Genomic DNA, 19,574 nt, shown 5'->3' on the forward strand with positions numbered 1-19,574 from the left:
CTTAAGTAAGGTTCTGAAAGGTATATGATATTGTGCCAAAAGATGGTACAATGAATTGCGGAAAGGCTATACAATCATTGGATTGCAATAGTCCTTTTTTAATGAGTTGATATCCTACTAAGTTCCTGACAAGGGGTGGTTACTTTGTACAACACAACAACCACGATACTCACAGAGATAACAAAACATATGAAAGATCATGATTTAATCCTAAGTGATTTAGCTAGAGAAGCAGAAATGAATCCGGGCACCATGAGCAGTATTATTAATGGGAACCGCACACTTTCAGTCGATCAGTTAGATCGAATTACAAAAGCAATGGGGCTTCCCGTTGGCTATTACTACGAACGGTATGTGTCTGAGTATTTAACAGAGGCTAATCCGAATTGGCGTCGAATGAGTCCTTTTATACATAATTGTGCGAAATTAAATAAATTGGACTGCATTCATGATGTGGTTAATTTATTGATGGATAAACTAGGCTATTCAGAATCTTTATTTGAGCTTGCCGAAGAACTTTTTAGAGAAGGGCTTTACGAAGCGGCAACTATTCTATATGAGAATGTGGCTCTAAGTGAGAAAAAGCAATATTCAGAACGTCTGGCTATGTGTCAGTACCGTTTGTTCCAAACGAGACAAGGAGATAATCAAGAGAAAAACTATGAAGCAGCCGTTCAATTTGAAATATACGTTGATCGACTAGATGAGATAGAACAGTTAGATGCATTAAAAGATCTGGCGAATACATACCGTTCGTTACGAAAATGGGACAAAGTAGAATTATTCGCTAAAGCTTTGGGAGACAAGGCAAAAATTCAATATAACATGGAGCAACAACGGCATCCTTCCAAAAAAGAAAATGCAAAGAAACCAAGCTTTCCTCTGTTTGCTTATTGGGCTTTTTCTCATTTACTTCGTGATGAAGTTTGCGAAGCACATAAAGATTATGAGAAAGCGCTTCAACATACGTACACATATGCTGACCTAAGTTGGGTGAAGGAAACTGATGACATTACCATGGAATGGAAAAGGCGATATGAAGAATGGGCTGAAGCCAACGCTTATGTAAATAAACTTCACGCTGGTGAAATTGGTGTTTTGAATGATTATGTAGCGTTTTTTTCTTCAAGGAAAGAAGAGACACTTCCTGGATTAGATAACGTAATTGAAGCTGCTAATCGATTTAATTTAAATGTTGATCATATTCTAAATCAATTTCAAACGGGAATTTTAGCTATGCGAGATAAACATGAGGGTGTAGGTGTCTACAATCAACAATTTATTATAGAACGTTATGCTCATTTTACATTTGAATTAGCGGTTTACTACTTTAATAAAAATAATTTTGCAGATGGATTTACTTTTTTATTAAGTTGTTTGGAAAAATCTACATTAGCAAACAATAAATCGTATATAATTAAATGTGTAAAGCTGTATGAATCCTATCTGGAGTATGCATCGTTTGAAACGAAGGCAGCATACAGAAATTTGATTAATAAGGTGGATGAGGATGGGACGTAAAGTGATGATAGCTTTCTTGGTAACAAGTCTTACACTAGCAGCGGTAATGGTTATCCCCCTTCAGTATCAAGACAAAGGATCTACTTACGAGCCGACTGGAAAACACGGAGGAATGTGAGAATAAAAAGGTCTCAAGTTCAAGGTCACAGTAGAACCTAGAAAATCACCATTATTAAGTGGTTAGACGGAATGATCCGTCTAGCCTTTTTATTACCTATTTTGCTGTATATCAGCAATATGAGGAAATCTTCTTTTGAGGAATATATGTAAAAAGTGCAAAAATGTAATGTGTGTTATTGTACACAACTGAAGGGTGTATGGCTTTGTTCTAAAAGACGATACAATTATGGGTGATAAAGTGATTTTTACTAACCATTTCTCTATTACATCGTTTAACTGCATATTATATGTCGAGTTTATGTTGAAAGGGTGGCTTATCTATGGAGATCACACCTACGATTAGAGCAGAAGTACAAACCTATCTGATACGGAAAAGCTTAACCATGACCGAGTTTGGTCACATGATTGATTTGAACGTAGGTACAGTTAGTGGCATTGTGACGGGCAACCGATCAATTTCAGTTCACCAGCTAGATCGCATCACTATGGGAATGGATTTACCACCGGATTATTTTTATGAACGTTATATTGATGAATGTATTGAAGAAGAACCGCTCAACTGGCGAAGAATCAGTCCTTTTTTGTACCGCTGCGTGGAGCTAGGACGACTTGATTGCTTGCGAAGAGTTGTAGGTATGTTGCTAGATAATCCTGTTTATCTTCCTTCACTTTTTGAAGTAGCCGAGGATTCTTATAAAAAAGGTTATACTGAAGCAGCGGCGTTCCTTTATGAAAATGTGGCAGAAGGGGAAAAGTATCAGTATTCAGAACGATTAGCCGTTTGCCAGTATCGATTGTTTACGATTCGTATTGGAGACGATCAAGAGAAAGACTATGATGCAGCCATTCAATTTGAGCCTTACATTGAACGGTTAGATGAGGTAGATCAGTTAGAGGCATTAAAAGACTTGGCGAATACATATCGTTCGTTACGAAAATGGGATAAAGTAGAACTATTCGCTAAAGCTATGGGAGACAAGGCAAAAATTCAATTCAAACTGCAACAACAGCGGCATCATGTACACAAAGATAATTCGAAGAAACCTAATTTTCCTTTGTTTGCGTATTGGGCATTCTCGCATTTACTTCGTTCACAAGCATGTGGTGAGAGGAAAGACTATGAAAAGGGACTTCAACACATTAAAAAATACGCTGATTTAAGTTGGGTTACTGATACAGATGAAGAAGCTTTGAAATGGAGAAAAAAGTACGAAGACTGGGCAGTAGTAAACACGTATGTTAATAAGCTTCTTTCTGGTGATAAGAGCGTTCTTTCTGATTATGTAGCTTATATTTCTTCAAGAAAAGATGAGATTCTTCCCGCACTTGATATTATGATTGAGGCAGCTAACCGATACCATTTTGATGTAGATAATATTTTAAAGCAATTCGAAGAAGAAATCATCTCCTTTCTGGAGCAGAAAAAAGTTGAAGGATTGTATACTCAACGATTCACAACGGAGCGATACACTCATTTCGCAAGGGAATTGGCGATCTATCTTTTGCGCAAGGGGAGGTTTTCAGAAGGCTTCGCATTTTTGTTTAGCTGTTTGGAAAAGTCTGCTGAATCTAATAATAGAATACAAGCAATCAGATGTATGAGATTGTTTACACATTTTAAAGAACATGCATCTGCTCACACGAAGGAAGTCTACGGAGATCTGATTAAAGCGGTTAACGAAGATGAAGAGTAAGCTGATCTCACCATTCCAGTTTTATGTTAGTAGCCAGTGAAGGCACCTCCTATTGAGCATTGAGAGAATGGCTCGAATTACGGACCAACGGGTCACCACGTGGCAGTCTGAGAATAAAATGCTCTCAAGTTCAAAATCACAGCCATTAGAAGGAGTAAGAGGATGAAGATAGATAAAATAAATGATACCTACTATGCTGGCTTTGAAGGAGAACCAGAAATAAGATTGATTTATACAAATTCAGATAAAAGCTATGTATTGAAGATATGGAATGGATACTTTGATACATTAATGGATTGTTTGGTTCAACTAGAATCTGCACAAAGTAATATACTAAGTGAATATTATGCTCACGAAGGCTGGTATGAGGAAAGTCCATGGGAAGTGGAAAATATTAGAGAGACCCTACAATTGTTTGATTCATTTGATATTAAATATTTGACCGAGGAAGAAGCGAAAAGTTTGACTAATATATTACCTGTACTTCCTGATCTTAAGAACGATATAATTATATTGTTACAAAAAGCCGTCAATGGAAACGGCAATGTGTTCATTGAGTATGATTAATATTTTATAAGCTTGCTCCTTAACATTAAAATGGGAGCAGGCTTTTTTGCATAGTTTGTCAATTAAATAAAGGGTCGATAAAGAAAAGGAGCTATTGCGATGGGTTGGCTCCTTTTGTTTTGGGATTATTCTGGGAAATCTACTTATTTCCTTTTATACATAAAAAAACGATTGTATACACCACTCCAGCAATGAGGCTTAGTATAAACGAGATTGATAAAGTTCTGAAAATAAAAGTAGAAGTGGGTACTGTATAAAACTCAAACATACCGTTGATTGAAGAACTCATTGTTGTTGGCCCTTTAATAAAGGAATAATAAATTCCTACACAAAAACCGTAAGACAAATACTTAATTAGATTTTTTTCAAATTTACTCATTTACTAGCCTCCAATAATGTTTATGGAAAAGGAGAAATTTGTACTATGAAGCCATTCAAAGTTATATAGGAAAAGCCTTTAAATATAGCGTCCTAGAATTATATAGTAAGGATGTTTATTGATATTATGTCAATTATATTGTTATAAATCAAGAAAAAGTAATAATGATATAATCAACATTAATCAATACTTGATCACTAGCCTGCGGATAGAACAGCTAAAACTAACTTAGGCATCATCTAACAGCGTTATACACTACTTTAGACATAATAAATCTGTTTATTTCAGTTCAAATGTCACATGGATTAAAAGGAAATAACAGGATAGCAGATGGATTTCCCTAAATCACCCCTTCTGATAAGATTATTTCCATCAAAATTAAAGTGGGCGTGGTAGAATGGGGAGAATATTAGTTCTACCTGACAAATTGATGGAAGTGGCTGACCAGTTCTTACACAGAAAGCATGAAATGGAACGTATGCTGAATTTTTTGAGTGGACGAATTGATTTTGTCCAACAAGGCTGGTCTGGAGCTACCCAAGAGAGATTTTTTCAGGAATTTCAGGTTTCTCGACAATCCATGAGTGTGACGATTGAACGACTATTGACAGTAGCACAAGAACTTATTTTTATTTCAAAAAACTTTGCACAGGTGGACGGGGAGAAAGTCGTACTGGATGTGCCGTGGCTAGGAGCTCCTGTTAAAACGGCATCCACAGGTGAAGGTTGGTTACATAAAATCTTTGAACAGATTGGACAAGCTGAGATCACTAAGGCTGAGGCTCAAATGGAAGCTAGCAAACTTCAAGGAGAAATCCTTTGGGATACTGCACAGGGAGCAAAAGGAGCTATTCAGGGGAATTTGACAGTGGGGATATGGCCTGATAAAGAACGGAATTATGATCATCCCATGGCAGCTAAAGTAGGAGAAATTCTCGGAAATGTAGCTACAACATTGCAAGGGGCAGGTGAGGTAGTAGCTGGAATAGGTGGAGAAGGATTATCCGTTGCTGTTTCATCTACAGGTGTAGGGAGTATCATTGGGGTACCCGGATTAATTGGATCGGCAGCTTTGGCGGCGCATGGAGCTACAACTGCGATTAAAAGTGCAAAAGGAGCAGGGGAAAGCTCAGCAGAATTGTGGCAGATGGCGAAAGGAGAAGGTGGAGGCTCATCAAAATCCACTCCTTCTTCGGGAGCTAAGGCAGAAAAGGCACCGCATGTCGTCGAGGGAACCCACAATTACAATAGGGGTAGCATAATTAAGGAAGGAAATAAGACGAAATATACAAACCCTGCTGGCAATGAACTGACATGGGTTGATCAACATCCCAAAAATATTAACCGTGATATTGAAAACTTTATGAATAGCTCAGATGTAGGAAAGGCAACTGAAGCAAAAGTAGCTGGCTTTTTAAAAGAAGAACGTGAAGTCACTGGTTTTGGGCAAAAAATATTAAAGAAAGATGGTCAATTTGCAGGTGATTTAGATGTGGTTACAAAAAATGAATTAATTGAGGTAAAGGCTTCGATCAAAGCAGTTAAAGAAGGACAACTTGAGAAAATGACAATTACTACTGATAAGCTTTATTTTAATCCAGAACAGAAGAAAGTTATACTTTATATTGATAAGCCTTTGGGCAATCTATCTCAAAGTAATATAGAAAAATTAGATAATATCAAGAAGCTAGGAGTAACTGTTGTAAATTCCTTGGAGGAATTAAGAAAGGTGGTTAAGTGATGGGGAGTTCGGCTTTTATTTTAATAGAACGAGAAAAATATACACCTGAGAAATTACTAGGAGATGCAATCGTAGCTGCCTTTCATGCAGATGCTGGATTATATTTTGACAATGATAAAAAATATAAGAACGAACAGTTTTTTTCAACAACTCTAAATATATCTTATAACCCACTAGGTGCTGAAAATAACCAGCAGTTTATATTCTATATTGATGGAATTTATAATTACGAAATTAATTATGAGCATGATGAGGATATTAGTGGATTAGATTCAAGCTTGTCCTTGTATCAAGTAGGATGTATTGAAGATGTTTATGGTGTTGAAGAGCTGATTTTTCGATTTATATATGAATATCTCAAGCTAAATCCTACTGACTATTTTTGGATTCCTGATTACGATTGGGTCTACAGTTGGGAAGATATGCAGAAGTTCAGATCTCTGCCCTATGATCCAAACTGGTGCTATAAAAATCCTAAATCAATATAATTCACAACGATTAATGAATATCTATAAGCTTGCTCCTTTAACAATAAAATGGGAGCAAGCTTTTTTCATAGTAATTTATCTGATAAAGAAGATAATTTGCATGCACCTAAGAATTAAGAGGTGGGTTTAAACAGGAGAGTCTCCAATCAGGCTACTAACTTAGCGATATGGGTAAAGTATACGGAAGGTGCGTGAATGTTATGAAGTATGAAGTATGATACATTCTTAAAATTATGGGAAGAACAAAATAGTCTAATGAGACTATTGTTCTGTGAAAATAAAGTGTTAGACTGAAAAACAAAGCATTAGACCGTGAAAAATAAAGTTGTAGACTGGCAGCCGGCATTAGCCAACGGGCAGGATAACGCAACCATCAGATGGACTTATGGTTCTCATTTGATACAATTTATCCCAGAAGTATCTTCGAGGGTTAATGAAAAGCAGCGGTGATGAACTAATAGGAGACCAACACAAAAAAAGTGGTAGTTTATGGATATGCAATAGTCTACTATAGGATCTTATTCTCGGTTCGTCTGAACCGATTGTAACGGAGATTCATGAAGTGCCTGGAGAGATGGAAATAAAAGTGTTGTCTGACAATGGACAGAGCGGGATTGGAAGAGCGGAAGTGAAGTGGCAAAGCCCGTAAGCGTAGGTCACAGCTCATAATACGAACGGAGAACTATAGCTTAACCAAGAAATTACTGGAAAATGCGGAGGGTAATTTGGATCGTAATTCGCTGGAATCGAGCGGAGATTCACTTCGCAGACAACTGGTGGCACTACGCGCCGAATGGAACTTGGTACTAAAAGGAGGGGCAGGACACATGCAAGAAGAACAGGAAATATTCGCGGGCGACGGATATAACAGGTCGTACGCAATGGCTACGGGTATGCCGATTTTGAATCTTAGGGGTAGCATACCGCGTGAAAGTAACGGCCAACTACCGTTTCCGTGGGTGACAACGGGCATCAGGATTGATAAAGAACAGATGTTGGAAACCGTTATGAAGCAAAAGACACTCGAGTATTTGTTTAATATGCAATTCAGTAAGGAGGAAATGACCGACCGCAATTTGGTTGTAGGCTGTTATGAATACAGGAATCCGAATGACAAGGAACAAATAATGCTATATGCGCTGGTTTCGTTGAAGGAATTTCTCGCGAGATACGGCGATGAACGGGCATTGGAGATTCTGATGCGAGTTGGCTGCACATACGAGAAGATTATGGAGGAATGTGATGAAGCCATTAAAGAACACTTTGCAGTGTTGCGCCGGTCACTTCATTTAAAGAATTTGAGGGACAAATATGATGTCGTTTACGAGTGGAGTGAAGAGGAAGGGGTAAAGACGTACATAATCAGATACACCAAATCGAGTTATACGAAGATTAAAGCTAAATCATTCGAAGAGTTGACCAAACTCTATGATGAGCAACGGAAGAAGGATGCAAAGAAGACGTTCGCGACTCTGGAGCCGTTAGAAGCATTCATGCAAGCATAAGAAAACCGCCCCTTTACGGGGTGGTTATTCAACATTTCATTGAACGAAGATTCGAGGAATATCCAGCGATAGAGAGGATTCTCGACAGTCGCATCGGAAAGTGCTGACCCGTACGCCAGATATGGTCGAATGGGGACTGATGGAAGACGTTGATCCAGCCGATTATTTCGGCAAAACCAATAGAGGTAGAACGATTTAAGGCGATTGGAAGCCTAGCGATTCAGGGAGAATTTATCGCCTCGGTGTTTCTTACTGACGGTAAGCCGATCGGCAGCACCGAAACGGTTGTAGATATATCGCATGAAATAATTTAGCACCACTTGTTACGCTAACAGAGAACGTTAGTTCAATAAACCAGCGGCAGTCTAGGACTTTATTTTCAGGTCCTTGACTGCCGCTGGTTTTATATTTGGGTCAGTCTAAAACTTATTATTCCAAGTCTGACGATTTAGCAATTCAGAATCAGCTTAGGACCAACAAATCCAGTCTAAATCTTTATTTTCATCGGACAACTATTAGAGAGGAGGGATTTAAGAATCGGAAAATTTTTTATCATGGATTTGATAAGAAGTATTTTCGGTTATTTTCATTGTGGGCTGGGACTTGCAAAAATATTGGAGGCTTATAGCATAAACAAAGAGGAGGTGCATGAAATCACCATGATACACATGGAACCTATTCAAGTGGGTGAGCATACATTTATCGGAGTCGAGGTCAAACTGCCTAAAACAACGCTGTTAACGATCTCTAACTCCCGTGGTTACATCATGTGTGGTGCGTCTAAGATGCGGCTATTTCAGGGGATATAAAATTTTCTTTATTTAAGCCTTAAAGTCAAGCAGGACAAGCTTTCATAGCAGTTTTCAATTTACTGATCTTTACTGATTCATTCTATTGAAATCTTATAAATGACTGAATTTTGTGACCTCTTGGAGGAGGACAAGCATGTGACTGTGCATTGCATTTCCGTTATAATCCTTCAAAGAATAATTATACGCCCCATCATCTACTCCTTTAATGGGGGCTTAGCTACGCTGAATAATTTTATCTTGCTCTTTTAAAATACCTTGCATTGGTTTCGTCCTTAAAAATAACTTGTGTACTAACTAAGGGAGCTTTACCTATTTGAGTTTTAACTGAATAAATTTCAGATGGTTTGTATCCTTGAATTTTTACAAGATAATCGAATACTTTATTTTGAGTATCACTTTTAGCGTAACTACTAAGCATCCAAACGCTTGCGAATATCATTACTATAAAGATTGATATTCCATATTTTCTCATAACTATCTCCTTTGTTGGAGCAAGCTAAAGTGGCGCTACCAATGACGTAATATTTGCTTCGAACCGTTACTTAAGAAAAGGAGCCGTTGCGATTTGGACAGCTTCTTTTGCTTTGGAGTTATTCAAAGAATCTACTTATTTCCTCTTATACACAAAAAAGTAATTGTATACACTACTCCAGCAAAGAGGCTTAGTAGAAACGAGGTTGATAATGTTCTAAAAATAAAAGTAGAAGTGGGTACCGTATAAAATTCAAACATACCGTTGATCGGAGTACTCGTTGTTGTTGGCCCTTTAATAAAGGAATAGTATATTCCTACAATAAAACCGTAAGACAAATACTTAATTAGATTTTTTTCAAATTTACTCATTTGTGAGCCTCCAATAATGTTTTTGGAAAAGTAGAATTCTTGTACTATGAAGCCATTCAAATTAGTATAGGAAAAGCCTAGTATTAAAAAAAATCTTTGTTAAGCTAACGGGAAACGTTAGTTGAAATCTGTTCATTGAGAGGAATGTTACATGAATGAAAAACAAAGTTTGAAGATTATTGTTACCATTTAGCTGGTATTAGATCTGGAAGAGAAGAATTATGGGTTTTTCTTGGTTTTAGGCAACACTTCGACTGCTATCTCAGCCCATTTGACAGAGCCGTACGGTGAACTACCTCCCACAAATACATCTGGACTTAGAATATTGACCAGATAAGTGCCAGGTTTTTGAATAACGACAGAACCGCTAAAGAATTTATCCTGTTTGAGGGGGATAACGGTCTTTTTTTCAACTTCAACAAAATCACCGTTCTGAAATGCTGCCACTCCAAAAGAAACTTCATTGCTTTCCAGATACGTAGCTGTCACGACTCCAGCAATTGCTATTGGGTCTCCAGCCTGTACACGGAGGTACCCCTGTGTCGGCTTGGTGAAGCGGATGTCATGCTCGTTCTCGGGATGGTTGTATCTAATAGGGACGGAGGACGGGTTTAATACTTTGCGATGCACCATAATCTTAACAGATCCTTTATCATTAGTGGTAATTTCCAACGGATTTGGACCGGGACGAAGCTCAACTGAATATTCAATCCGCCGAAATGTTTGCCCATTTATTATAATCGGCTTTCCAATGCTTTTTTCTTTTCCCTTAAACGTGCTAATGCTACCTCCAATGGAACTTGTCATGCCACCGTGCCCTGTATTTACCATAAGATAAGCATGCCCGAACTCTTTTTGTACTAATGCACTAAAAGTGATTTTTTCCTTATCCGTTGTATACGTTGGATGAAGCGCTTTAACTACTTTGTCGTTCCAGACCCAGTGCATGACTCCATTACTCCATGTATAATTTATTCCCATCTTAGGCAGAAGTGACGCTGGAATATACAATTGATCGTTTTTCATAAACGTTTTAGGGATTGGCTCATCCAGCGCTGTCATGGTTCCGTCTTCGTATCTGAAAATCTTTGCTTGGTTAGGCATCAACCGAAATGAGGAAAAAGGTACCGAGTTCTCAGTGTCAAACTCCGCCCACGTGCTGCCTGTCTTTGCATCCCACTTGGTGGTTGCCAAGTGAGCTGTTTCCAGCCATTTGAACGGGAAATACAAGTGATTATTTTTCTTCAGCAGGGGAGCGGTCTTTATGGAGACGGAATCCAGCGATAAAGAAGATTTGTTTAATTCGGCAGTCAGTTGGTGCGGAACCAGATAGAACACAGCCGCATCCTCTACTACAACGGGAAGATTGGAATTTGAATTCTCCGCATAACTCAGAGGCGCTAGAAGCAGGCCAGAAATAAGAAGGCAGGAAGATACAAGTAGAGAAACAAAAATTCGTCTCATTGAATAAACACCCAGTTTCATTTTTTTATCATATATACCAGAAAAACGAAAAAAAAGTTGCGTATATATAGTCTTTTACTCTGACCATTAGCCTTTTTGAATAACTTAGTTCTTTCATTCAACTGCTTTCTTATTTTGTTTTATGACAAGCTTTATGATACTTCGACACGACTTTTACTATAAGATAAAAAAGACTAATTTACTTTGGAGGTGTCTTTTTGGAGTTATTTCTATTTATACTTAACATTTTAGTTATCCTCCTTTCTATTGCTGGCGGAGTGCTTTTAATTGGATTAGTGTACAGAGGATATGTACTGCTAGGTTTACTTATTGCTGAGAAAAAGAGAAGAATAACGAATCAATCTCAAAATCAGGCTTGACTATTAGCCCAACATCCGATGGCGGTTACATTCTATAGAATGGCTGCTTTATAGCGGATACGCTTGTTGCCATTGGCATATAAATCCCTCCTCAAAATGAGTGCAAAAAAGCCGCCATAGCTTTGGCGGCCGTGATTGGTAGGTATGTTTATACCGATTATAAAATTGAGGAATCCAAGCGGACGTCCGAAGTCAACACGGAGTCAATGCTCATCCTCGAAAAAGCTACGCTGCATCAAAACTTTGACAGTTTGAATATAGGCCTCAAAATCTTGCGAATCCCAAAAGCAAATACAGTCATAGCGGTCCATGAGCTGCGCATATTCTGGATGTATTGATCGTTGATTATATAAGTCCGAGTGGAAGTAGGGCTCTTCAGACCGAACTCTTCCCACTCCGCCGGATCATTCGAACCTCCGAGCCTTACAAGCATATTCGCCGACTCGCTATTTACTTTAGCTGGAATTTGTTCGTATGCTTGGGTGATTTGTGCATGAAATTCGTCGATCGGATTGCCGCTGACAAGGCTTTCCAAGTGGATGCCTTCACGAAGGTAAGAAACGTATGCTAGATGGTCGGCCCAGAACTTGTCGATATAAAAAAGCCGTACGCGTTGCTCCAAAGGACTCATCAGCTTCTTGCCTTTTAAAATTGCGAGCCGCTCCTCGTATAGAATTCGTCGCTGTTCCTCTACCATATCCGAATAACGGTTTAGTTCTTGATGGATATCGAAGTTCTGGCCCATAATAACGCGCTGAATATGCGCGATTTTGCTGCGTAGCACCGGGTCTTCGAGAGTCTCATCCTGCCTGTGGGCGCGAATCGCTTTATCGATGCCGAATCGAAGTAACAACTCGTCCTCTAAGCTTACGAAAAATACGGAAGCTCCAGGGTCGCCTTGGCGCCCAGAACGCCCGCGCAGTTGGTCGTCGATCCGCACGCTTTCGTGCACATGCGTACCAATCACGTACAACCCGCCCAGCTTGGCGACAACTTCTGCTTGCGTAGGGTTGCCACCGCCGATCCGAATGTCGACGCCGCGTCCCGCCATATTCGTAGACACCGTCACGGCGCCGATTTCTCCCGCTTTGGCAATGACCTCGGCTTCTTCTGCGTCGTTTTTCGCATTCAGGATATGGCAAGGTACGTCGGCAACCGCTAGCGCCTTTGCCAGCATGTCCGACTCCTCCACGCTTGACGTACCAATGAGAATTGGGCGTCCCGTCGCATGTACGGACGAGATTTCTTGTACAAGCGCCTTAAGCTTGGCTTCTTTATGTGTATAAATTCGGTGCGGATGGTCGATCCGTATGTTTGGCCGGTTCGGCGGAATTTGCACGACCTGCAGTGCATAAATCTCTTTGAATTCCATGGCGGAAGCGTACGCGGTAGCCGTCATTCCGCAAATTTTTGGATACAGGCTAATGAAGTGTTGAAGGGTGATCGTCCCGAGAATTTTCCCGCCGACTTTCGAGTGCAGCCCTTCTTTGGCTGCAAGCGCGGCTTGCAGTCCTTCTGGCAAATGCCTATTCTCCGCCACGCGGCCGGTATATTCGTCGATCAGCTCGATTTTCCCGTCCCGGACGATGTAATCGACGTCTTTTTTCAATAACGTTTCCGCATACAACGCGCAATTTAACGACGACAACAAATGACTATTATGGCTTTCGTACAAATTGCCGCACCCCAGCAGCGCCTCCGCTTTCGCAGCGCCCGCCTCATTCAAATAAACGTTCCGCTTGAACTCGTCGAAGTCGTAATACTTATCTTGCTCGAGCTGCCTAGTCACATCTGCGAAACGAATTACGTCGTTGCCGGAAGAATCCGGCTCGCCAGCGATGACTAGCGGCACCCGAGCTTCGTCGAGAAGCAGTGAATCCGCTTCGTCGACGATGACGTAGTGGAAAGGACGATGCACGGTATCGGCTTCGCTTAGTGTGATCGTGTCGCGCAAATAATCGAATCCCGCTTCTTTGGCCGTCACATAGGTTATATCCGCGGCGTACGCTTCTCGTTTCTCGGACAAGCTCATGCCCGCTTGAACCGATTTTACCGTTAACCCGAGGAAACGATAGATCGGACCCATCCACTCCGCATCCCGATTTGCCAAATAATCGTTAAAAGTGAGCACATGAACGCCTTCGCCGGTCAGCGCATTTAGATAAGCAGGCATAACAGCAGAGAGCGTTTTTCCTTCGCCGGTATGTTGCTCGATCACAAATCTCTCGTGCAGAGCGATGGCAGCCATAATCTGAACATCGTAAGGCTGTAATCCGAGCTTTCGCTTCGCTGCCTCGCAGACTAGCGCATAGGCATCGACAAGCAGTTCGTCCAAAGGCGTACCCGATTCTGCTTCCTTTTTCAGCCGGAGAGATTCCGCTTTCAGCCGCTGATCGTCCCATGCTTCCAAATTCCGTTTCCTAATGAGCTCCGCTTTGTCCCGATAGCCTTTCAGCTTATTCTGAGTATCGCGGTCTTTGAATTTTTGCATCAACTTGACGGCTAAATTCATTGGAATTTGATCCCTCCTCGCTAGAAACACGCAATTCTAATAGTGGCTAAAGTATAATCAAACTCTATAACAATAGCAAAGTTTGGAATAAAAAAAATATATGGAAATGTCAAGGGTCAGCTTGATAGTTGGGTATTCAACTAAAGCCTATGAAAAAGAAAACTATTTTTATCATTATCGGAGTCGTTTTAGCAATTTTTATCGTCTTTTTCCTTTTTAACTTATGGGCGATTAATAATCTGCATGTTCCTGCTCAATAACTACAATGTGTCCAAAGATATTAAGCCTTCCTTTATTGGGAAGGCTTTTTGTATTATTAAAGTGGAAGCGTGGTTAACATAATGATTACATTTAAAATAGGAGGCTTAATCGCAATTCACGAGAAACAAATAGCTGGACAGTCGCTATTTGAGATTGGGCACGACAATTGAAGCATGTGAAAGAGAATGACTTAGTTCATGGTGAGTGGGAGAAGTGGCTAAAGACAGTCGATTTTACTCCCAGAACAGCACAAAGAATGATTAAAGCATTTGAACAATTCGGAAATGCGACGACGTCGTCGCTTTTGGCAAACAGTAAAATATTTGAAATGCTATCTTTGCCTGAATCTGTAGACCGCTTAGAGTTTATTGATCAGGAACACACCATCCCCTCAACTGGTGAACAGAAAACAGTGGATGAAATGACTGTGCGTGAGCTGCGGTATGATTCAACGCTGAGACAATTTGTCTTAGGCTTCAGCTATTACATATGAGTTGAGTAAGTATGATAGAGTGTTTGAATCGATTTTCTTATTGATAATATCGGAATGACTATTATAACACTCCCACTCCGCGATTCTTGTTACGATTTACGATACGTGTTTGCTGTGTTTAAAAATGTAGATAAATAAAGGATTTTCTAATTTTGATTTCGCACAATTTAATTTATAATAACTTAAAATTCACTTGATGCATCAAGCTTTTTTACACATTACTCCTCGATACCTACGATTGAAACCACAATGTAAAGCAATTCTTCACAAATCCCTTTATTTATCTATGTTTTAGCTATTTTTCGATACGGCAACAATTTAAATATATTCTGGCACAATTTTGAACCACAATGACTCAAAAAACCATATGAAATAAGTGTTTTATGCACATAAGATCAATTTTTACGATTGAGCTTCGATACGGGTGTAGTTACAGACTATCTCTACAGTGCCTCCCAAATTGGTGATACCCTCATATGGTTGACACAGCGTCAACTTCCTATCCACTTTACTGAGAACATCAAAATATTACTTTCAAACTATGATTACAAATAGCTTAAAAAATGTTGATCAATTTGACTTTTATTGAATCTATGTATATAATTTGAATATATTGGATAGGAATTTTTATCCAGTAGCTTAGAATATACATTTTTAATCAAAATTAGAGATTATAGCACATGTATAGATCGCCCAAATCTATATTTACTGGTACATACTTTTTCATAAATCTCTGTTTAAAAAAATTGATTGTTATTGGACGGTTATCCTGCCGGACATAAACAATATATTCGCAATTGCTACTTCTTACTTAGAAGGTGATTGCGTAAGCTCGTATTTCTATTTGACTTATGGAGCTAACTAACTAAATTTAACATACATCATCCTCCAAAAAATAGACATACGAGACTTTGTTATATGGAGGGACAAAAAATGAAGTATGGATAAACATGTAGACAAACTTTGAACAAGTACTCTCTTATATCAATTAAATCCCATTTGGAGGTATAATCATGAAAAATGTTCTTAGTTTGGCTTTTTCCGCTAGTCTTGCTCTAAGTATCCTTCTTCTTCCCAGTGCAAACATTTATGCCGCCGATGAAACATCGCCTTCTTTCAGTGTTAATGACAATTCTTATCAGAAAATGAAAGATGCTGGAATGAGTGATAATGATATTGAGTTACTCCGTAAACATAATGAAAATGATCTTCAGATCCTAAAAAGCGGGGAATTGGAAGAGAAGGCATTGAATGACCAAAAAACTAGCCAATCGCTCACTGATAGCTCGGAGAATCCTAGGCTAGCAGCATCAAGTTTAGGAACAGTCGGTGATATTTTGGTTGCCTATAACGCAAGTTCGTGGGGTATTGATTTCGGATATCCAGGACATGCTGCTATTGTTTCCTTACTAAGTGGTAAAACAGTAGAATCGTTCCCAGCTGATGGAGTTCAATATCACACAAATGATTGGAGAGGTCGCTCAAATGTTTATGGAATGAGCGTTAAAGGGGCTTCGGGTTCCCAATATAGGGCAGCTGCACAATATGCAGCTAATCAAATTGGAAAACCCTATAACTGGAATTTTGTTAATCCATGGACAGAAGCTAAATTTTATTGTTCACAATTGGTGTGGAAGGCTTGGAAAACTCAGGGGATTGATGTTGATTATATAACAATTGATCCTATTGTTACCCCAATGGAAATAGCTAAATCCGGTAATACTTCAATTTACTATAGTAACTAACAAACCTAATCACTCACAGGAATATATATTTTTTCCTGTGAGTGATTTCACTAAGGGGGGACATTATGCTCTTTAAAAAAAGAATAAGAATTATTGTTGCAACTTTATTTTTACTTGGATTGGCAGTTTCAACGTTTTGGTTTACTACAACACATCATTCATTGAAAAATATAACAAAATCCGAGACATTTACTGTTGTTTATTCAAATGCAATGGATGACGGTGCAGAAATTGTGAAATACAGTAATAAAGGCGAGATTTTAGACAAAAAAAACTTAGTTAATGCCCAGTCACTTTATTATTTTGCCAAAGTAAAGAATGACTATTATTTAATGTCTGAACGAAAAAATAGACATTACATACTTAATCAAAATGGAATTCTTCAACCATTTTTTGGACCTAATAAATATGGAAAAGATAGGAATATCGGAACTTCATTTTTGAAAGAAAGCGACAATCATCTATTTTTCTCCATGAACGTGGGTATTAATCCGAGTTATTCTCCCACACAGTACACCAATGAATTGGTTTATTTCGATAAAAAAAATTTGAAATATAGAAATATTCTTTTGAATGGATATTTATTATCAACCGTTGAATACAATAATATGGCATACACTTTATATGTGAACAATAATGATAATTCTGTAGGTATTTATGTCATTGATTTAAAAACATCAAAGAAGATCAAACAATTCACTATAGAAAATCGTTTACATGGTTTAAAAGAATACTTTCCGGTAGGCCAAAATGGAGCATCACTACAAATATTTAAAGGCAAGCTTATTGTATTTCTTGATGGCAATACATCTGATACACAATTTCATCCTATAATGCAGATAATTGACCCTAAAAATGGTAAGTTGGAAAATGAAACATCTTTGTCAGATACTTCATTTTTGTTTTATAACAGCCAAATTTACAACGATAAATTATATATTCTCTCTGAAGACTTAAATTATACTATTTTCAATGACCTCAACAAAAAGCCTAAAAAGTTGAGATTAAAACAAAGCAATTCCGTCTCCGAAAAAATACAAAATGAGAAAGGAGTAATATCTGGAGTACAGTATTTTGCAGGATCTGTTTTTGTCCTATATGATTATGTCAAAAATTCTCCTGTTGATAGAATAAGGGAAATAAGAGAATATGACTTATTGACAGGCAAAGAATTACATGTCATTCCTCTAGCATTTAAATCAAACAAGGAAATGATTCGTTTTTTTCTGACTAATTAACTTTAAGGAGTGATTATTATGATTTACTGGTTATTTCCAAAACTTAATCCCCTCTTCCCTACTTTTATATTTTGCCCCATTCTGGCAATCTTGATCGGAGTATGTTTCGCCTATTTCAAAGGAAACATCTACTTAGGATTAATACTAGCCTTGCTACTGCCTCTTATATTTATTGCCACCAATTTAGAAACCATTGCAGTTAATATAGATGCTTGGCTTCTATATGGTTTTATCTACGCAATTATTACGTTTGTGGCTTATAAGATGGTGTTTTCACAGTTAGGAAAATCGAGTTAATTTTTTTACACTATTATCAATAGTCACCACGATCAAATTTTCGCACACTAACTTAGGTATAACAGGCGACGATGCATCTTTTGAGTTCAATCCAGTTTATTTGCTAATTGGAAATCATTCCGGAAATGATGGGTCTGGTTACCCGATTAAAATTTCTGAGAATGGATATGCAAATTAATTAATGAAGGGTTAGGGAAGAAGTGAAGGCTAAATTGAAATTTTTGGGGTTGGCTGCCCTTACTGTTACGTTTGCTGTAGTTATTGGTAATAATGTTTTTGCTAGTGACGATACTTCTGAAGAAATGAAGGGCGTTACAAAAGCAATAGTCCCTGACAGTGTATTAGAAGAACTTAATCATCCTGATAAAATTTATACTAAAGATGGGTTATTTATAAAAAAACCGCAATCTCTCCATGATGAAGATAAGTTCAGTCAAGATGAAGTAGTCTACGACGTTTCAAAGGCTACGAACAAAACAAAAGCGATCATTCAATATGACGCTACTTACATCAAGGAAGAAGACAGTAAATAGATTTGTGTACTAAAGGATTTAAAAGTTAAGTTGTATAATGGAATATCTAGGGCGACTTCGGTTGCCCTTTTTATTATGCTCAATTTAGCCAAGTCTTTTTCCAACACTTTGTCATATAGTATATACTTTGACATACTTTGCTAAATACAATTAATGACATAGTAGAGGATGATCCATATGAGTGAGATTAGACGCTATGGTTACATAAGAGTATCGAGTAAAGATCAGAATGAAGCTAGACAATTAGAATCGATGAAGGACTTAGGTATTATGGAACGTGATTACTTCATTGATAAGCAAAGTGGCAAGAATTTTGACAGACCACAATATCAAACATTAAAGAGCGTACTTAGACACGGAGACATTCTGTTCATTAAGGAACTTGACAGACTTGGACGGAATGCTAAAGAAATCAAACGTGAATGGCAAGATATAACGTATGAGATAGGTGCACACATTGTTATCCTTGTATGCCTATCCTTGACACTAGACAATATCAAAATGGTTTGGAAAAGGTTATATCTAGTATCGTGCTTGAATTACTCAGCTACATGGCAGAACGTGAACGTGAGAAGATAAACGGTAGACAATCTGAAGATATAGCAGCAGCCAAAAATAATGGTGTGGTATTTGGTCGGCCTAAAAACGCAATAAGTGATGAGTTTATTACAGCATATGAGGAATGGAAGCAAGGTGGAATAACAGCAGTCGAAGCAATGAAGCGCGTAGAAATGAAGCCTAACACGTTCTATCGCAGGGTAAAGGAATATGAGCAACAGAAACAAGTAGGATAAATTGTTCATGTGTATGGAGCCTAGATGATTATGTCTAGGTTTCTTTGTTATGTCTGCTGATCAAATACTAGCAGGTACAATAAAACGGACGGGGGGTATTTTACATCATAAACGTCTATTTAATTTCCAAAATTGCCCCTAACACATTCACTTTCACACTCAAGTTATTTTTTGACTCGATACCGTC

At 38.4% G+C, this 19,574-nt stretch carries 16 protein-coding genes and 2 pseudogenes; 14 read left to right on the forward strand and 4 right to left on the reverse strand.

Annotated elements, in window-relative coordinates:
* The first annotated feature begins 189 nt into the window (after window positions 1-189).
* The 3 genes from MKY98_RS08260 to MKY98_RS08270 all read left to right on the forward strand — a co-directional run bounded on the left by MKY98_RS08260 (window position 190) and on the right by MKY98_RS08270 (window position 3,902).
* Complete coding sequence (locus MKY98_RS08260; protein WP_069012856.1) at window positions 190-1,521, forward strand: helix-turn-helix domain-containing protein; 1,332 nt, start codon at window positions 190-192, stop codon at window positions 1,519-1,521.
* A 440-nt stretch (window positions 1,522-1,961) separates the two neighbouring features.
* A complete protein-coding gene (locus MKY98_RS08265; protein WP_069012781.1) occupies window positions 1,962-3,335 on the forward strand; it encodes a transcriptional regulator in 1,374 nt (457 codons plus the stop codon).
* A 162-nt stretch (window positions 3,336-3,497) separates the two neighbouring features.
* Window positions 3,498-3,902 (forward strand): hypothetical protein, encoded by a 405-nt coding sequence (locus MKY98_RS08270; protein ID WP_069012780.1) that lies wholly within the window; start codon window positions 3,498-3,500, stop codon window positions 3,900-3,902.
* A 139-nt stretch (window positions 3,903-4,041) separates the two neighbouring features.
* Here MKY98_RS08270 and MKY98_RS08275 read toward each other — a convergent pair whose 3' ends face one another.
* The gene (locus MKY98_RS08275; protein WP_039269860.1) at window positions 4,042-4,281 is read right to left on the reverse strand and encodes a hypothetical protein; all 240 of its coding nucleotides are present in this window, start codon (window positions 4,279-4,281) and stop codon (window positions 4,042-4,044) included.
* Window positions 4,282-4,678: 397 nt separating this feature from the next.
* Here MKY98_RS08275 and MKY98_RS08280 point away from each other — a divergent pair, with 397 nt between their 5' ends.
* From MKY98_RS08280 to MKY98_RS08300, 5 genes and pseudogenes are all read left to right on the forward strand, one after another.
* Window positions 4,679-6,022, forward strand: coding sequence for a WXG100 family type VII secretion target (locus MKY98_RS08280; RefSeq protein ID WP_069012778.1), 1,344 nt, complete (start codon window positions 4,679-4,681; stop codon window positions 6,020-6,022).
* On the forward strand, window positions 6,022-6,510 hold the full coding sequence (locus MKY98_RS08285) for a hypothetical protein (protein ID WP_029516567.1): 489 nt from the start codon (window positions 6,022-6,024) through the stop codon (window positions 6,508-6,510). The genes MKY98_RS08280 and MKY98_RS08285 overlap by 1 nt, the downstream gene beginning before the upstream one ends.
* Before the next feature lie 725 nt (window positions 6,511-7,235).
* Window positions 7,236-8,015 (forward strand): hypothetical protein, encoded by a 780-nt coding sequence (locus MKY98_RS08290; RefSeq protein ID WP_230584964.1) that lies wholly within the window; start codon window positions 7,236-7,238, stop codon window positions 8,013-8,015.
* A 149-nt stretch (window positions 8,016-8,164) separates the two neighbouring features.
* Complete coding sequence (locus tag MKY98_RS08295) at window positions 8,165-8,329, forward strand: hypothetical protein (protein ID WP_155271686.1); 165 nt, start codon at window positions 8,165-8,167, stop codon at window positions 8,327-8,329.
* Window positions 8,330-8,674: 345 nt separating this feature from the next.
* Window positions 8,675-8,794, forward strand: a pseudogene (locus MKY98_RS08300) (DUF1805 domain-containing protein); the annotation flags it as partial.
* Between the two features lie 265 nt (window positions 8,795-9,059).
* On the opposite strand, the gene MKY98_RS08305 reads toward MKY98_RS08300, so the two are convergent.
* From MKY98_RS08305 to MKY98_RS08315, 3 genes are all read right to left on the reverse strand, one after another.
* Window positions 9,060-9,299 carry a DUF3139 domain-containing protein gene (locus tag MKY98_RS08305; RefSeq protein ID WP_245231550.1) on the reverse strand — a complete coding sequence of 80 codons (240 nt, stop codon included), beginning with the start codon at window positions 9,297-9,299 and terminating at the stop codon, window positions 9,060-9,062.
* 590 nt (window positions 9,300-9,889) lie between these two features.
* Window positions 9,890-11,134, reverse strand: a complete 1,245-nt coding sequence (locus tag MKY98_RS08310) for a hypothetical protein (protein ID WP_029516570.1) — start codon at window positions 11,132-11,134, stop codon at window positions 9,890-9,892.
* A gap of 615 nt (window positions 11,135-11,749) precedes the next feature.
* Entirely contained in the window at window positions 11,750-14,026 is a 2,277-nt protein-coding gene (locus MKY98_RS08315) for a preprotein translocase subunit SecA (protein WP_029516571.1), read from the reverse strand.
* 436 nt (window positions 14,027-14,462) lie between these two features.
* Between MKY98_RS08315 and MKY98_RS08320 the strand changes: the two genes are divergently transcribed.
* The 6 genes and pseudogenes from MKY98_RS08320 to MKY98_RS08345 all read left to right on the forward strand — a co-directional run bounded on the left by MKY98_RS08320 (window position 14,463) and on the right by MKY98_RS08345 (window position 19,387).
* Entirely contained in the window at window positions 14,463-14,780 is a 318-nt protein-coding gene (locus MKY98_RS08320) for a DUF3102 domain-containing protein (protein ID WP_230584987.1), read from the forward strand.
* Between the two features lie 1,013 nt (window positions 14,781-15,793).
* Complete coding sequence (locus MKY98_RS08325) at window positions 15,794-16,525, forward strand: YiiX/YebB-like N1pC/P60 family cysteine hydrolase (RefSeq protein WP_029516572.1); 732 nt, start codon at window positions 15,794-15,796, stop codon at window positions 16,523-16,525.
* A gap of 65 nt (window positions 16,526-16,590) precedes the next feature.
* Window positions 16,591-17,763, forward strand: coding sequence for a hypothetical protein (locus MKY98_RS08330; protein WP_245231551.1), 1,173 nt, complete (start codon window positions 16,591-16,593; stop codon window positions 17,761-17,763).
* A gap of 18 nt (window positions 17,764-17,781) precedes the next feature.
* On the forward strand, window positions 17,782-18,060 hold the full coding sequence (locus MKY98_RS08335; RefSeq protein WP_069012776.1) for a hypothetical protein: 279 nt from the start codon (window positions 17,782-17,784) through the stop codon (window positions 18,058-18,060).
* Between the two features lie 200 nt (window positions 18,061-18,260).
* Window positions 18,261-18,593 carry a hypothetical protein gene (locus MKY98_RS08340; protein ID WP_069012775.1) on the forward strand — a complete coding sequence of 111 codons (333 nt, stop codon included), beginning with the start codon at window positions 18,261-18,263 and terminating at the stop codon, window positions 18,591-18,593.
* Between the two features lie 177 nt (window positions 18,594-18,770).
* Window positions 18,771-19,387: pseudogene (locus MKY98_RS08345) on the forward strand (recombinase family protein).
* Window positions 19,388-19,574: the final 187 nt, after the last annotated feature.

The organism is Paenibacillus sp. FSL M8-0228, assembly GCF_038007385.1.
GTDB lineage: Bacteria > Bacillota > Bacilli > Paenibacillales > Paenibacillaceae > Paenibacillus > Paenibacillus polymyxa_D.

Coding starts and splice junctions, on each gene's coding strand:
- MKY98_RS08260 (WP_069012856.1), top strand. CDS start 190: ATGAAAGATCATGATTTAATCCTAAGTGATTTAGCTAGAGAAGCAGAA.
- MKY98_RS08265 (WP_069012781.1), top strand. CDS start 1,962: ATGGAGATCACACCTACGATTAGAGCAGAAGTACAAACCTATCTGATA.
- MKY98_RS08270 (WP_069012780.1), top strand. CDS start 3,498: ATGAAGATAGATAAAATAAATGATACCTACTATGCTGGCTTTGAAGGA.
- MKY98_RS08275 (WP_039269860.1), bottom strand. CDS start 4,281: ATGAGTAAATTTGAAAAAAATCTAATTAAGTATTTGTCTTACGGTTTT.
- MKY98_RS08280 (WP_069012778.1), top strand. CDS start 4,679: ATGGGGAGAATATTAGTTCTACCTGACAAATTGATGGAAGTGGCTGAC.
- MKY98_RS08285 (WP_029516567.1), top strand. CDS start 6,022: ATGGGGAGTTCGGCTTTTATTTTAATAGAACGAGAAAAATATACACCT.
- MKY98_RS08305 (WP_245231550.1), bottom strand. CDS start 9,299: ATGAGAAAATATGGAATATCAATCTTTATAGTAATGATATTCGCAAGC.
- MKY98_RS08310 (WP_029516570.1), bottom strand. CDS start 11,134: ATGAGACGAATTTTTGTTTCTCTACTTGTATCTTCCTGCCTTCTTATT.
- MKY98_RS08315 (WP_029516571.1), bottom strand. CDS start 14,026: ATGAATTTAGCCGTCAAGTTGATGCAAAAATTCAAAGACCGCGATACT.
- MKY98_RS08325 (WP_029516572.1), top strand. CDS start 15,794: ATGAAAAATGTTCTTAGTTTGGCTTTTTCCGCTAGTCTTGCTCTAAGT.
- MKY98_RS08330 (WP_245231551.1), top strand. CDS start 16,591: ATGCTCTTTAAAAAAAGAATAAGAATTATTGTTGCAACTTTATTTTTA.
- MKY98_RS08335 (WP_069012776.1), top strand. CDS start 17,782: ATGATTTACTGGTTATTTCCAAAACTTAATCCCCTCTTCCCTACTTTT.